Origin of the sequence: Longitalea luteola (genome assembly GCF_017356035.1) — a bacterium.
Taxonomy (GTDB): domain Bacteria; phylum Bacteroidota; class Bacteroidia; order Chitinophagales; family Chitinophagaceae; genus Niastella; species Niastella luteola.
On the sequence record NZ_JAFIQX010000001.1, the window covers coordinates 182,048 to 197,304 of the forward strand.

General features: G+C 46.9%; 11 protein-coding genes. 5 read left to right on the plus strand and 6 right to left on the minus strand.

The features are described 5' to 3' along the window. Nucleotides 1–1,254, minus strand: a complete 1,254-nt coding sequence (locus JUB15_RS00775) for an allantoate amidohydrolase (protein ID WP_207510333.1) — start codon at nucleotides 1,252–1,254, stop codon at nucleotides 1–3. Next, on the minus strand, nucleotides 1,251–2,588 hold the full coding sequence (allB, locus tag JUB15_RS00780) for an allantoinase AllB (protein WP_207510334.1): 1,338 nt from the start codon (nucleotides 2,586–2,588) through the stop codon (nucleotides 1,251–1,253). The genes JUB15_RS00775 and allB overlap by 4 nt, the downstream gene beginning before the upstream one ends. An 81-nt stretch (nucleotides 2,589–2,669) precedes the next feature. On the opposite strand from allB, the gene pucL reads away from it, so the two are divergent. After that, on the plus strand, nucleotides 2,670–3,518 hold the full coding sequence (pucL, locus tag JUB15_RS00785) for a factor-independent urate hydroxylase (protein ID WP_207510335.1): 849 nt from the start codon (nucleotides 2,670–2,672) through the stop codon (nucleotides 3,516–3,518). 55 nt (nucleotides 3,519–3,573) lie between these two features. Here the strand turns inward: pucL and JUB15_RS00790 are convergent, their stop codons facing one another. The 4 genes from JUB15_RS00790 to JUB15_RS00805 form a co-directional block, all read right to left on the minus strand. Continuing rightward, nucleotides 3,574–4,581, minus strand: a complete 1,008-nt coding sequence (locus JUB15_RS00790) for an XdhC family protein (protein WP_207510336.1) — start codon at nucleotides 4,579–4,581, stop codon at nucleotides 3,574–3,576. Then, a complete protein-coding gene (locus JUB15_RS00795) occupies nucleotides 4,544–6,853 on the minus strand; it encodes a xanthine dehydrogenase molybdopterin binding subunit (RefSeq protein WP_207510337.1) in 2,310 nt (769 codons plus the stop codon). The genes JUB15_RS00790 and JUB15_RS00795 overlap by 38 nt, the downstream gene beginning before the upstream one ends. A 247-nt stretch (nucleotides 6,854–7,100) precedes the next feature. After that, a complete protein-coding gene (locus JUB15_RS00800; protein ID WP_207510338.1) occupies nucleotides 7,101–8,495 on the minus strand; it encodes an FAD binding domain-containing protein in 1,395 nt (464 codons plus the stop codon). 189 nt (nucleotides 8,496–8,684) lie between these two features. Next, complete coding sequence (locus JUB15_RS00805; RefSeq protein WP_207510339.1) at nucleotides 8,685–9,155, minus strand: Lrp/AsnC family transcriptional regulator; 471 nt, start codon at nucleotides 9,153–9,155, stop codon at nucleotides 8,685–8,687. 115 nt (nucleotides 9,156–9,270) lie between these two features. Between JUB15_RS00805 and JUB15_RS00810 the strand changes: the two genes are divergently transcribed. The 4 genes from JUB15_RS00810 to hydA all read left to right on the plus strand — a co-directional run bounded on the left by JUB15_RS00810 (nucleotide 9,271) and on the right by hydA (nucleotide 15,197). Continuing rightward, nucleotides 9,271–10,728, plus strand: a complete 1,458-nt coding sequence (locus JUB15_RS00810; protein WP_207510340.1) for a CoA-acylating methylmalonate-semialdehyde dehydrogenase — start codon at nucleotides 9,271–9,273, stop codon at nucleotides 10,726–10,728. A gap of 175 nt (nucleotides 10,729–10,903) precedes the next feature. After that, nucleotides 10,904–12,256: an aminotransferase class III-fold pyridoxal phosphate-dependent enzyme gene (locus JUB15_RS00815; protein ID WP_207510341.1), complete on the plus strand. Its 1,353-nt coding sequence runs from the start codon at nucleotides 10,904–10,906 to the stop codon at nucleotides 12,254–12,256. Between the two features lie 90 nt (nucleotides 12,257–12,346). Next, a complete protein-coding gene (locus tag JUB15_RS00820) occupies nucleotides 12,347–13,831 on the plus strand; it encodes an NCS1 family nucleobase:cation symporter-1 (RefSeq protein ID WP_207510342.1) in 1,485 nt (494 codons plus the stop codon). Next, nucleotides 13,815–15,197 carry a dihydropyrimidinase gene (gene hydA, locus JUB15_RS00825; protein ID WP_207510343.1) on the plus strand — a complete coding sequence of 461 codons (1,383 nt, stop codon included), beginning with the start codon at nucleotides 13,815–13,817 and terminating at the stop codon, nucleotides 15,195–15,197. The genes JUB15_RS00820 and hydA overlap by 17 nt, the downstream gene beginning before the upstream one ends. Nucleotides 15,198–15,257 lie beyond the last annotated feature (60 nt).

Here is a 15,257-nt window from a genome sequence, read left to right on the forward strand (position 1 = left end):
TTAACCGGGGTTATATTTTTTAATGAGCGAATGTATAAAGGCAGCCGATACCTCAATGGCAGCGGCCAGGTCTTTTAGTTCAACATTTTCCATCGGATGATGGCTGATGCCTTTAAAACAACGTACAAATAACATGGCTACCGGTGATACCTGGGCCACTGCCACGGCATCATGTCCTGCGCCGCTCACCAACTTCACTACTTCATAACCTGATTGCTGAATGGCATCAGCCAGTAACTGATTGAATGTACCATCGCAGGTTACAGGATCGGTTTCCAGCACCGGTTGCCAGTTCATTTTTATATTACGTCGCCGGCAAATGGATAGGCCGAGTTGTTGTAATTGTTTGTAACAGTCTGATAGTATAGCCGCATCGGCGCTACGCAGGTCAAGAGTAACTGTTACTTCACCGGGGATCACATTACTGGCTGCATGGCTAATTTGTACAGTTCCAACGGTAGCCAGTATCTGCTGCAGATGCGTATTGGCAAACCGTTCCACTTCCAAAATAAATTCAGCTGCGGCACATAAGGCATCGTTCCGCATAGGCATTGGTACCGTACCTGCATGCCCCGATTCTCCAATGAACGTAATGGTAATTCTTTTTTGGCCGGCAATGGCGGTAACAATTCCAACCGGAATATTTTTTTCATACAGAACAGGTCCCTGTTCGATATGGATCTCAAAGTACCCCAGCCAGTTATTTGCAGGTATAACATCCTGTTGCAGCTGCATAATGTTGCCGCCCATACCCACGATCGCTTCCTGCAACGTTTTGCCGGCAGCATCTTTTTGGGCGAGCAGGTGGTTATCGAATTGCCCTGCCACTACTTTACTGCCCAGATAGGTTGTATGAAAGCGACAGCCTTCTTCATCACAGAATGCGATCAGTTCTATAGGAAAGGGAAGGGATACCTGTTGCTGAATGAGCTGCTCAAGCAGGTTAAGTGCCACGAGCACGCCCAACGGGCCATCAAATTTCCCGGCATTGATGACGGTATCTATATGAGAGGCGATCACCCAGGTCCTGGCGTTTGGATCAGCGCATTCGAGTCTGCCCCTGACATTGCCGATATTATCAATGCGGGTATGTAAACCGGCCTGTTGCATCCATCGGGCCATCAGCTTACTTCCCTTTACAAAAGCATCTGTTCCGAAGGTACGCGTAATAACACCCGGTTCTTCACTAATAGAAGCCAGTTCGTTGATCCGTTGCAGGATATTGCTTGCCTGCTGTTGGTAATCGGGTGTCAATTAATAATTAGTTTTCCTTTGTTCAATGCAGGAAATTGGCCCTGCTCAAATATTAATTCACCGTTCAGCCAGGTTTGTTCTACCACGCCGAATAATTCCTCGTTCAGGTATGGTGTCATTTTGTGTTTATGAAACAGTTGTTCTGCTGTAACCGTGAATGACCTGTTCGGGTCCCACACTACCAGGTCGGCATCAAAGCCTTTGGCTATTTTGCCTTTTGTTTCCTGCAAACCTGGCAATATAGCCGGCTTTTCACAAAGCCATCTTACTATGTTCGTAAGCGGTATATTCCGTTTGCGGGCGCCAGTCCATAATACGGGTAATGCCAGTTGCAGGGATGCTATACCACCCCAGGCTTTCATTAAATTGCCTGATCCCATTTCCTTTATCCCTGGCGGCGCGGGGGAATGATCGGTAGCCACAAAATCAATAACGCCTTCCTGTAACGCCTGCCATAATTGTTGATTATTTGCTTTTTCACGAATCGGCGGGGCGCATTTGAATACGGGTTGTCCATCGGGAATGTCTTCTGCGTTGAAATGTAGATAATGCGGTGCCGTTTCAACGGTTATGGGCAATCCTTTTTCCCGTGCCTGTTTTATTGGTTCTATTGATTCAGCCGATGACAGGTGTACGATATGTACGTGGCAACGGTACTGCTCACAAAGTTTTATCATGAGTGCAATGGCATCATTTTCCCATGCCTTTGGCCGCGAGGAAAGGTACTGTTGATAAGAACGATCGTTATTCGTCGATTGTCCCTGTATGTTGCTACTTAGTTCACAATGTACCAGCAGCGGTAAATTATGCCTGGCAATAACTGGCACAACGGCGCGCAGATCGCTTTCAGTAACATTAGGAAATTCATCAATGCCGCTATGCGTTAGAAATGCTTTAAAACCAAGCACGCCTTTTTGGATCAGGTTCTCAATATCAGCCCTGTTACCTGGAATAATGCCACCCCAAAAGCCGCAATCCACATGTAATTGTCCCTGTGCCGAAGTAAGCTTCTTATCAAAGGCAGAGACGGTAGTCGTAACGGGTGAGCAATTTAGCGGCATGTCAACCAGCGTGGTGATGCCGCCTGCGGCAGCAGAGCGGGTGCCGGTGTCGAAACCTTCCCAGTGGGTACGGCCGGGTTCGTTAAGGTGTACATGCGGATCGATAATGCCGGGTATCAGCAGCTTTTCGCCAATATCGATCTCCGTTTTACTGACTTTGCCCGACAGACTGGTTACCACATCGGCGATGATACCATCTTTGATGAGTACCACACCCGCCCGTATGCCTTCGGGCGTACAAATATGGTTGCCGATGATCGCCAGGTCGAACATGCTCGAATATTTAACGTCTCTACTTAAAAATAGACAATTAATTGTTTAAATTGAGAACACATTCCACCAAAATACGCTGCTATGCCAATTAAACTGGGTAAGAACACCTATGGAAAAAATGCTGTCAACCTATCCAAGATCATTCGTCACCCGGAATACCATGAGTTCAGGCAGATCTCAGTGAATGTAGTACTGGAAGGTGATTTTATTACGGCCCATACGTTAGGCGACAATTCCAGGATCCTGCCCACCGATACCCAAAAGAATACCGTGTATGCATTGGCCAAGGAACATTTCGTTTCTTCAATAGAGTCTTTTGGCTTATACCTGGCCAATTACTTTATGAACAACAATCCCCAGCTTTCACAGGCCCGCATTGAGATGACCGAGCACAACTGGAAGCGGATGCGTTTCAATGGAACCGACCATCCGCATGCTTATTGCAGCGGTGGCGCAGAAAAACATACGGCTGTCATTGTGCAGAGCCAAGAAGGTATTACCGTAACGGCCGGCATTAGTGACCTGCTGATATTAAAAACTACCGACTCTGCTTTTGAAAATTATATCAAAGATGAATATACCACTCTGAAGGAAACCAGTGACCGGATATTGGCCACTCAATGTGAAGCTAGCTGGACCTACAATTCCTCCAATGTGCTTTTTGCGGAGCTGTTCAATGGCATTCGCACTACGCTGTTGCAAACTTTTGCTGATCACCAAAGCCTTTCGGTACAACATACATTGTTTGCAATGGGGGAAGCCGTATTGAATAAGTTTGCTGCAGTTAATGAGGTCAGCCTAAAAATGCCGAATAAACACCATATTCTCTTCAATCTGGAACAGTTCGGTATGGACAATAAGAATGAGATCTTTATTGCTACGGATGAGCCGTATGGATATATTACCGGGACGGTGGTGCGGGAATCATGAAAATCTTTACAAAATGAAAAGCTTGCCTAAGCTATCTGATAGTTAACCAGCGTCATTATCTGCGATTTTTTACAGAGACAATCTCCGCCGCTATACTAAGGGCAATTTCTTCCGGCGTTTGACTATGAATGGCAATTCCAACAGGCGCATGGATAGGTTGCAACAAATTCTCAGGAATGCCTTGCGACCGGTAATCATTGAACATCTTTTCTACTTTGCTCTTACTGCCAAGCAAGCCGATATATTTAAACTGCTTTTGCCATAATGCTCTAAGTACAATATCATCAGTTCGATATCCTACCGTCATCACTACTACATACTGATTGTTACCTCCTGCAATCAATTCAGTTAATTCATTAAAGTCAGCAACGATCTTTTTCTCATGTACATAATCATTTTCCTGAAAGGTTTTCAGGTTCGACCGGTCATCGTATAAATGAATATAAAATTCCATATCGTGCATCATCCGGCAAAGCGCCAGCGCGCAATGGCCGGCGCCGATAATGTACAGATGATTCTTATAACCGGTCTTTTCCTGATACAGCCATTCCACCTCGGAGGTCATTGAAAAATAATGGTCCGTATCAGGTACTGCTCTTGTAAATTGTAAACCGGCTGGTGATAATTGCAAGGTGCCGTTCTGCTGATGTTGCAAACTGTCTATTAACTGATTTATTGCGTTGGCATCACCGGGGGCAACCCGGTATAACAAAATGGTTTGTTCGCCTGAACAGATCATGCCGCTTTGATCGGTAGCTGCTGATTTATTATGAAATTGTTTTTTAATGGTCGTTTTGGATTCATCTGTGTACGCATTGTGTAAATCGGAAAAGCGCAGGGTTATTCCCGCATTCAACCGGTCTTTTGCCATTTCCACGAATTTATGTTCCATAATACCACCACCAATGGAACCTGCTGTTTCACCGGCCGAGTTTACGGCCATGAAAAAGCCCTGCCGGCCAGGACTGCTTCCGTCACTCTGCACCACATACAACAACATAACCGGTATCTCTTGTTGCAGGCTTTTATTTATCAACTGCCAAATGATTAATTGTTTCTTCATGAGATTCGGTAATTCCTTTCTTTTGTGTTGGGTATAAAGCCATCAGTACTCTTTCGGGCGTCATGGGCGCTGCAAAAGGGAAATGACCGTTTTCATTATAGGCGCGGATCGCATTACGCAAGGCAAAATAAGCACCGATCCCATACATCAGCGGTGGTTCGCCTACTGCTTTCGACCGGAAGATGGCCAGGTTTTCGTGCGGCGTTTGTAAAAACTCAACGGCAATCTCTTTCGGTACCGCATAAATGTCAGGCACCTTATAAGTAGACAATGCGTTGGATCGCAATTTGCCATTGGTGTCATACACCACCTCTTCCATGGTCATCCAGCCAATACCCTGCACAATTCCGCCTTCCAGCTGTCCCATATCAACAGCGATATTCATACTGGCGCCAAAATCATGAACTACTTTGACGGCGTCAACAGTATATATGCCGCGGATGCAATCGACCGTTATACTAACAAAAGCTGTTCCATACACATGGTAGGCAAACGGATGACCTTTTTCTTTGGTGGCATCAAAATATATTTCCGGCGTAGCATAATGGGCATGCTCCGATAAGCCTATTCGCTTTATGTGTCCAGCCATTACCAGCGATTTCCAGTCCCGATCGGTTCTTTGTCCGTTCACATATACGTATTCGTTCTGCAATGCGACCAATCGCACATCCACACCCAGTTCTTCGGCTGCCATTTTTTTTAATCTGTCGGCAATAGCCGTACATGCGAGCATCGTGGCTTTGCCGTTCAGGTCGGCGGTGGCGCTGGCTGCAGAAGGTGAGGTGTTGGCGATCTTGAATGTATTGGTCGTATGGATTTTGATCTTCTCTGGTTGAATGGAAAATACCTGGGCAGCGACCTGTGCAATCTTGGTATTTACACCCTGGCCCATTTCAACAGCGCCGGTAGTGATGCCTACGCTGCCATCCATATAAACATGCACCAGCGACCGCGCCTGGTTCATCAATGTTTTGGTAAAAGAAATACCAAAGCAAATGGGCATGCAGGCCAATCCTTTTTTGTACAAAGTGTTGGTTGCATTGAATGCCTGCACTTGTTGCAGCATCGCATCCAGATCATACAACGTTTTTGCTTTGTGCCAGCATTCGGGTGCTTCGCTTTGGGCTTTTTGTCCGTACGGAAATTCATCACCGGTCTGCAGCAGGTTCTTCTCCTGGATGATTGCAGCATTTATTCCCAACTCTTCTGCCGCTTTTGCAATGGCCGATTCGATCATGAACATGCCCTGCGGACCGCCAAAACCACGGAAAGCCGTATTAGGCGGTAAATGCGTTCTGCAGCTGTATGCCGTTGCTTTTACATTCGGGATATAATAGGAGTTCGTACAATGAAACAGCGTGCGCTCCAATACCGCAGGTGACAGATCGGCTGCGGCTCCTGCATTTTGATAGAAAGTAACTTCATAGGCAATGATCTTCAACGCTTCATTCAAACCAATTTTGAAGTCGGCAGAATAAGGATGACGTTTACCTGTCATCGCCATATCTTCCATCCGGTGCAACGAATATTTAACCGGCTTTTTTAAATGATGAGCTGCCAGTGCACACAGGGCTGCCCAGGTGTTCGCCTGATCTTCCTTGCCGCCGAAACCGCCACCGAGCCTGTTTACTTCTACTTCCACCAGGTGCATGGGCAAACCCAGCACACGGGAAACGGCGCGCTGTACAGCTGTTGGCCCTTGCGTAGACGAATATACTTTAATAGCGTTATGTTCCTGGGGAACAGCGTAGGCGCCTTGTGTTTCGATATAAAGGTGTTCCTGGCCGTTGGTATCTGCGCGGCCTTCAAATATATGGGCGCATTGCGACCAGCTACTGGCTGTGTCACCCAGTTGAAAGGTGCGTGGAGGAATGATCAATTCACCCTGTGCCTGGGCTTCGCGTGGATCAGTGATCACAGGTAACGGGTCAATGGTTAGTTTTATCTTTTTGACTGCTGCCCGGGCAGCTTCCATGGAGTCGGCTACCACAAAGGCTACCGGCATGCCACAGAAATGAACTTCGTGACCGGCCAGCAAGGGTTCATCGGGTACAATGCCACCGATCTGGTTTTCGCCGGGAATGTCTTTATGGGTGAAAATGCGTACAACACCGGGATGGGTAATTGCATCTCTGAGGTCGAGGTTCGTAATGACACCATGCGCCACCGGCGAACCAAACGATGCACCAAACAAACTGCCCTGGATGAGTGGAATATCATCCAGGTAAATGGATTCGCCCCGCACGTGTGTATATGCATCGATATTTTTCATAACACTTAACGCTTAGAATAAACGCTCAACGCAAAACGCTCAACGCTGAACGCGAAACGCTCAACGCAGAACGCTCAACGCAAAACACAATACACAAAGCACAAAACGCTTACGCACAACGCAAAACGCTTACGCACAACGCAAAACGCTTACGCACAACGCAAAACGCTTAATGCGCAACGCAAAACCTGCCTACAGGCAGGTGCTCAATCGGCCCTGAGGCGGACACGCGCAAAATGTCATGCGCTCAATGTGCTGCTTTCGCAAAGAGCTCCAGGAAATGCGCCTTCATCAACTGGCCTAACAACAATCGTTTATAATCAGCAGTTCCCCGGGCATCACTAATGGGTGATATCTCGGTTTGGGCAATGGCGATGGCCTCCTGAATAGTCGTTTCTGTAATGACCTGTCCGCCCAAAAATGCACTTGTTTGTTCAAGCAGTTTTGGAATGGGAGCAACACCGCCTGCTGCAATCCGTGCCCACTGAATACGATCGTCCGCCATGGTCAAACAAATAGCCGTGTTCACACTGGCTATATCGAGATTGGTACGTTTGCTTACTTTTTCAAAATTGAAAAGGGTAAACGCGCCTGGTAAATCAAATGATATAGTGACCAACTGTTCCTTGGGATCTTTGTCAAGCGTTTTATACCCTTTGTACAATTGTCTTAGCGGAATTTCTCTTTGTTGTTCTCCATGCCGAAAAACAAGCGTCGCGTCCAGCGCCAGCAGGAAAATGGTAAGGTCGCCGATCGGCGATGCATTGATCAGGTTGCCGCCCACGGTAGCGATGTTCCGGATAGGGGTAGATGAAACCAGTTTCATGTGATCGGCCAACCGCGGAAAATGTAACTGCAGGATGGGCGATTCACAAAGATCTGTCACCGTGGCCGATGCGCCGATGATACACCGGTTGCCTTGTTGTGTAATACCTTTCAGTCCGCCCTCATCGAATAAGAACCTGATGGATGCATCCTTCATGACATCGTGCTTTTGCACGTACACATCGGTACCGCCGCCTACCCATTCTTTTGCGGTTGTAGGTTGCAGTTGTCCATTCAATTCGGTACTTAAGAAATACAGCCGTTGTTTGATCGTAGCAAACCACGCTGGTAAGATGTTATTTTCGGTAACAAAGACGATCGGTTCTGTTGATGACCGGGCTTGCATTAATGCAGCTACTTTGGCAGCGGCGCGTTCGATAGATTTGTAACCGGTGCAACGGCAGATGTTTCCGTCAATAGCGGCAATGGCGTTTTGGGTGGAAGCATTTTTACCGCTTAAGCAAAACCCTGCCAGCGATACCACAAAACCAGGCGTGCAGAATCCACATTGGGTGGCCGACTCATCATACATGGCCTGCTGGATGGGATTCAAGCCTTCCATGTTCAGGCCTTCAATAGTTACCACATGTTTGCCATGCACATTGCCCAGCGGGGTTAAACAACTCGTAAGCGACCGGTATTGCATTTCGTTGTTTTTCAATTCTCCTACCAACAGGGTGCAGGCGCCACAGTCCCCTTCATTACAGCCCACTTTAGTACCGGTCAAATGCTGGTGATAACGAACAAAATCGAGCAGCACCATACCGGGCGGCAGCTTGGTAGCAATGTCTTTATTATTGAGAATGAATTTGATCAAGGGCAACACCGGTTTCTCTAAAGTTAACGAAATCCGGCCAAACCAGGATGAGGTAAGTGAGCCTTTGGAAGTCCGGATTTCCTGTATTCGCAGCCTGGAAGATTCCGTGAAAAATGCAGAACGGCAAGTCAGGGAAGGTTTATGCAGGGCAAAGCAAACGCACTTTCGGGATTGGATGATAGGTTGTAACTATTTCAGCAAGTTCAGATCAGGCTGTGCGTATTTATATACTTTGAAATACAGCGTTGTTTTGGTTTGATAAACACCGTCAATTCTGGAGATCTCATTGATAAATTGTACTAAGTGGTCGTTGTCGCGGCACATTACATCTACTTCCAGGTCATAATCACCGGAGGTCATTGCCAAAAAGCTTACTTCAGGCAGTTTAGCTATTTTCTGGGCTACTTTGTCTTTCAACGTTGCGGGCCGTACATACACAGCAATCTGGGCATAAGCTCCGAAACCTACTTTAGCGGGATTCACGCGGCCAATAATATTAATGGTGCCTTCTTCTATTAATTTATTTACACGGGTGCGAATGGTGCCAATGGACACATTCAGTTTTTCTGCAATAACGGTAAATGACATACGGCCATCTTTTTGCAGGCACGACAGAATAGCAAAATCGAGTTCATCGAGTGGAAAACCGTTTTTATCCATATAGCAAAGATGCGATAAAAATAAAAATCCTGTTTATTTTTTGGTACAGAACTAAATTATTTTTAAATTAACAGTTATGTTTCTGCAAAATTTGTAGTATCTAAAACAGCCGCTCATGAAGTACGCCCCTGTTCAGAACTATATTAATGGACAGTTTGTGGATGCCTCATCGGACCAAACATTGCCCGTTATTTCTCCACTTGATGGAACACTTTTATCTAAGGTGCCTCTGTCGGCCCCCAAAGATCTCGATGCTGCGGTGCGAGCGGCCAAACTTGCTTTTCCCGCCTGGAGCCATACACCCATTAAAGAAAGAGTACAGGTGTTATTCCGTTACAGGCATTTGCTGGAAAAGCATTTGCAGGAACTGGCAGCACTTGTTAGTGAAGAGAATGGTAAAACGATGAGTGAAGCGATCGCTGAAGTTGAAAAGTGCATCGAGCTTACCGAGTTTGCCGTTTCATTGCCCCAGCTCGTCACTGGCGAAGTGCTGGAAGTAAGCAAAGGTGTGGAATGCCGGACAGAACATGTACCGCTGGGCGTCGTTGCTTCTATCGTACCCTTTAATTTTCCCAGTATGGTACCTAACTGGACAATCCCCAATGCTCTTGCCCTCGGCAATTGTATGATCATAAAACCTTCTGAAAAAGTGCCCCTGAGTGTTGGGCGGCTGGCGCAGTTTTTAAAGGAATCGGGTTTACCGGATGGCGTATTCAATGTAGTCAATGGTGACTGTGTAATAGTGAATGCCATTTGTGACCACCCGGGTATTTCGGCCGTATCGTTCGTAGGCAGTACAAAAGTGGCCAAAATTGTTTATCAACGTGCTACACACCATTATAAAAGATGCCTTGCATTGGGTGGCGCCAAAAACCATCTGTTGGTGTTACCCGACGCCAAAGCCGACATGACCGCACAGAACGTTGCTGCATCTATGAGTGGTTGTGCCGGTCAACGCTGCATGGCTGCGTCGGCCATGGTGGCTGTTGGGAACGTAGATCATATCATCCAAAAGATCTGTGAAGAAGCGAAGAAGATCGTGCCCGGCCAGAACCTGGGTGCTGTGATCAGTAAAGAATCTAAGGAAAGAATAGAACATTATATAACCGAGGCGGAAGCGCAGGGCGCGCGGGTGCTGGTGGATGGCCGGCATGCGACTGTTGCCGGTAAAGAACAGGGAACGTATGTGGGGCCTACCGTTATTGATTATGTGAAACCTGACATGGCGGTAGCAAAGGAAGAGATCTTCGGTCCGGTTATAAGCATCATGCGCACCGATACGGTAGATGAAGCGCTGGCTATTGAAAATGCCAACCCTTATGGTAATGCCGCTTCGGTGTTTACCCAGAATGGCGGCCTGGCGCGATATGTGATCGACCGGGCCAGTGCCGGCATGATCGGCGTTAATGTAGGCGTACCTGTACCCCGAGAGCCTTTCTCATTTGGCGGTTGGAATGAAAGCAAATTTGGGGTGGGCGACATAACCGGAAAAAGCTCCATCGAATTCTGGACAAAACTGAAAAAGTCAACGGTAAAGTGGAACCCGGAGGCAGGCGTGAACTGGATGAGCTGAATCACAATTGGCTAATATGCTAATATGCTAATGTGATAATGTGATAATGGCCGTTTGCCGCTGGCGCTTGTCGTTTCACGATTGTCGATTGACGATTGTTGATTGTCGATTGACGATTGACGATTGTCGATTGTTGGCTTTCGTTCGCCAATTCACGAAACATAATTAAATAATCATGTCAACTGTTAGCACCATATCTGAAACCCAGGAAATTATTCGGGATAATATGGATTACACGCTCTTTTCATGGAGCAAGCAAAAAGGCATTGCGCCTATTGCGGTAAAAAACGCACAGGGCGTGTACTTATATGATTATGACGGTAAGCGATACCTCGATTTTTCCTCCGGTCTTATGAATGTGAATATTGGTTATGGTAACCAGCGGATAACTAAGGCCGTTATGGAACAAATGCAGCAGGTAAGTTATGTAACTCCCAGCTGCGTTACTAAAATACGCGGCGACCTGGGTAAGAAGCTGGCATCGGTAACTCCACCCGGACTAACAAAAACACTGTTCACTGTTTGCGGGGCTTCTGCGATTGAAAATGCCATCAAGCTTGCCCGGTTATATACTGGCCGGCACAAGATCATTGCCCGCTACCGGGCATTTCATGGGGCTTCCTACGGTGCTATGACGGCCGGTGGCGATCCGCGTAAACTGGCTTCCGATGCACAGCAGGTACCCAATATTGTACATATAGAGGATCCGTATTGTTATCGCTGTCCCTGGGGTAAGGAAATTAGTTCGTGCAGCCGCGAATGTGTGGGTCATCTGGAACGGGTCATAGAATTTGAAGGCCCAGGGAATATTGCAGCAATTATTATGGAAGGAGAAAGCGGTTCTTCCGGCTGTATTAAGTATCCACCCGATTATTTACAAAAAGTACGGGCCCTTTGCGATAAACACAATATCCTGCTGATCGCTGATGAAGTGATGAGCGGATTTGGCCGCACCGGCAAATGGTTCGGTATGGATTGTTATGGAGTAGTACCTGATATGATCGCTACGGCAAAAGGGTTAACAGCCGGCTATTTGCCGCTGGGTGCATTGATCGTCAGCGATACCATTGCGGCCCATTTTAACGACCGGGTATTATGGCTTGGCCTCACTTACTCCGCCCACCCGGTGAGTTGTGCAGCGGCCCTGGAAACTTTGAAGATCTATGAAGAAGATAAACTCTTGGAGAATGCCGCTAAAATGGGGCATTATCTGGATACCCGGGTTGAACTGTTAAAATTGAAACATCCCAGCATTGGCGATTTCAGAAATACCGGTTTACTGGGATGCATAGAACTGGTGAAGAGCCGCACGACCAAAGAACCAATGGCGCCCTTCAATGCCAAACCGGAAGAAATGGTGATCATGAATAAGGTCGCTGCCAAACTTAAAGAGCTGGGTATGTACACTTTCGTTCGCTGGAATTACATTTTTATAGCCCCTCCCTTATGTATTACAAAAGAAGAAATAGATGAAGGACTAAACATGATCAGCGAGGCCATTGCAATTGCGGATGAATTTGTAAATTGAAGTAAGTTCTGGTGAATTTTCCTGCCGTACACCGCCCGATCGATTATTGAAACAGATCTTGATTTTTTCGCTCTTTGCCACCTTACATATATGAAAAATGAATCACTATATAGTGAAGACCTTGCCCCTGTTCCGGTAGCCAACCGCAAATGGAATACCTGGAACTACGCAGCCTTGTGGATCAGCATGAGCCTGTGTATTCCTACTTACATGCTGGCCAGTTCACTAATAGGGGGCGGTATGAACTGGTGGCAGGCGATCCTGACCATATTTCTGGGTAATACCATTGTACTGATACCTATGATCCTCAACGGGCATGCTGGTGCGAAATATGGAATTCCATTCCCTGTGTTTGCCCGTGCCAGCTTTGGGGTCCGGGGCGCGAATATTCCAGCCATCCTGCGCGCCATTGTAGCATGCGGTTGGTTTGGCATTCAAACATGGATCGGCGGTGCTGCTATCTATCAAATGATCAGGGCATGGAGTCCCTCACTGCCCGAGATCGATTCGGCAGCTTTATTTCCACAGGCAATACCTTTCATTTGTTTTTTAGCATTCTGGGCACTCAATATGTTCATCGTTTACCTGGGTGTTGAAAGTATCCGCAAACTGCTGGTGTTCAAAGCTATCTTTCTGCCGGTGGCAGCGCTGGCATTGCTGTTCTGGGCCATCAGTGCTTCGAACGGGTTGGGACCCATTTTACAACAGCCTTCAAAATTTTCTTCTACGGCCGGATTTTTTAATTTCTTTTTCCCGGCACTAACGGGCATGGTTGGGTTCTGGGCAACACTGTCACTCAATATTCCTGATTTTACCCGCTATGCCAAAAGCCAGCAGGCGCAGATAAAAGGACAGGCCATTGGATTGCCACCTTCCATGACCTTGTTTGCTTTTATTGGCGTGGTGGTAACCTCTGCCACTGTTATTATCTATGGCAATACCATTTGGGACCCAGTTGTGCTGGCCGCTAAATTTGAGAACAAGATACTGGTAAGCGTTGCCATGATCGCTGTAGCCATTTCTACGCTTGCCACAAATATTGCAGCAAATATTGTTAGTCCGGCCAATGATTTTGCCAACCTGGCGCCATCAAAGATCTCTTTTCGCAAGGGTGGCTATATTACCGGTATACTCGGTATTCTGATCTTTCCATGGAAGCTGATCGCCGATCCGACGGGCTATATTTTTACCTGGCTGATCGCTTATTCAAGTTTGCTAGGTCCGGTAGGCGGCATCATGATCGCTGACTATTATTTCATTCGCAAACAGCAGTTGTCAACGGCTGATCTATATAAAACAAATGGATTGTACACTTTTAAGAATGGCTATAATTACGGTGCTATTATTGCTTTGCTGGCCGGCGTAGTACCGAATATCCCGGGCTTTCTCATTACTATTAAAGTGATTCCAGCCAGCAGTATACCAGCATGGATATCACATTTGTACAACTATGCCTGGTTTGTGGGCTTTTTTATTTCCGGGCTGGCCTATCTGCTCATGATGCGAAATTATAAACCCCTGGTATCAGATTCAATCACCACTAAAGAGGAAAAATTGCATGTCGCTATTGATTAAAAACGGACGGATCATTACTGCTGATGCGGATTATACTGCCGATATTTTTGTGGTGGATGAAACTATTCAGGCCATAGGTCAACACTTAGGTGTATCGGCCGACAGGGAGATCGATGCAACGGATCAACTCGTATTTCCCGGTGGTATCGATCCGCATGTGCACCTGGATATGCCCTTTATGGGAACTTTCTCGAGCGACAATTACGAAACAGGTACCCGGGCTGCTTTGTTTGGGGGCACTACCATGGTCATCGATTTTATTTTGCAAAAACAAGGCAACAGTTTGCAGGCGGCCCTGGATGAATGGCGGTCGCGATCAGATAATAATTGTGTGGGTGATTACAGCTTTCATATGGCGGTGACCGATTTTAATGACAATACCCGACCAGAGATCCGGAAGATGATCGAACGCGAAGGTATTGTTTCCTTCAAAACTTTTATGGCGTATAAAGGAGCGCTCATGATCGATGACCGGCAAATGATCGGCCTCATGGAAGAAGTGAAGAAGTATGGCGGTCTCATCAATGTGCACGCCACTAACGGTGATATGATCGATTACCTGGTGGCCAAACACCGGGCTGAAAAGAAATTATCTCCGCTGTATCATTATTTATCACAGCCGGAGATTACCGAAGCGGAGGCTTCGGAACGGTTTGTTGATATGACGTATTATACGGGTTGTCCGGGGTATATTGTTCACCTCACCTGTGAAGGCGCTTTGAATGCCGTGCGCAATGCCACCCGTAGAAACCAAAAAGTATTTGTGGAAACATGCATTCAATATTTGCTCCTGGACGCCTCTTTGTACGAAAAAGATTTTGAAGGAGCCCGGTGGGTGATGAGTCCGCCCCTGCGCCAGCAAAAGGACCAGGAGACTTTATGGGCAGGCATCAACCAGGGACTGGTGCAGGTAGTGGCAACGGATCATTGTCCGTTTAAATGGGAGCAGAAGCTAATAGGCAGGGAAGATTTTTCAAAGATCCCGAACGGACATCCCGCCATCGAGAACCGCATGGAATTATTATACAGTGAAGGCGTTCACAAGGGCAGGATCAGTTTGAACAAGTATGTAGAAGTGGCCTGTACGAACCCGGCGAAGATCTTTGGCATGTTCCCGCGTAAAGGAACGCTGGCGCCGGGCAGTGATGCCGACATCGTGATCTTTGATCCTGCTGAACAACATACGTTGTCGGCAGCCACCCATCATATGAATGTGGATTATTCGGCGTATGAAGGGTGGCCGGTGACAGGCAAAGTGAAAAAGGTGATCCTGCGTGGACAGCTTGCCATTGATAATGGAAAATGTCTGGTGGAGAAAGGCTACGGGAAGTTCATTAAACGGAACAAAGTAAAACAAACCATTTAATCTATTGGTAATAGGAAGTCGCAATAGGCAGTAGGTAACAAGCAAAAGCGAGTCTCTTAA

Excerpts from the sequence above, each read along its gene's own strand:
- allB (WP_207510334.1), bottom strand. The coding sequence starts at position 2,588 with ATGTTCGACCTGGCGATCATCGGCAACCATATTTGTACGCCCGAAGGC.
- pucL (WP_207510335.1), top strand. The coding sequence starts at position 2,670 with ATGCCAATTAAACTGGGTAAGAACACCTATGGAAAAAATGCTGTCAAC.
- JUB15_RS00790 (WP_207510336.1), bottom strand. The coding sequence starts at position 4,581 with ATGAAGAAACAATTAATCATTTGGCAGTTGATAAATAAAAGCCTGCAA.
- JUB15_RS00795 (WP_207510337.1), bottom strand. The coding sequence starts at position 6,853 with ATGAAAAATATCGATGCATATACACACGTGCGGGGCGAATCCATTTAC.
- JUB15_RS00805 (WP_207510339.1), bottom strand. The coding sequence starts at position 9,155 with ATGGATAAAAACGGTTTTCCACTCGATGAACTCGATTTTGCTATTCTG.
- JUB15_RS00810 (WP_207510340.1), top strand. The coding sequence starts at position 9,271 with ATGAAGTACGCCCCTGTTCAGAACTATATTAATGGACAGTTTGTGGAT.
- JUB15_RS00815 (WP_207510341.1), top strand. The coding sequence starts at position 10,904 with ATGTCAACTGTTAGCACCATATCTGAAACCCAGGAAATTATTCGGGAT.
- JUB15_RS00820 (WP_207510342.1), top strand. The coding sequence starts at position 12,347 with ATGAAAAATGAATCACTATATAGTGAAGACCTTGCCCCTGTTCCGGTA.
- hydA (WP_207510343.1), top strand. The coding sequence starts at position 13,815 with ATGTCGCTATTGATTAAAAACGGACGGATCATTACTGCTGATGCGGAT.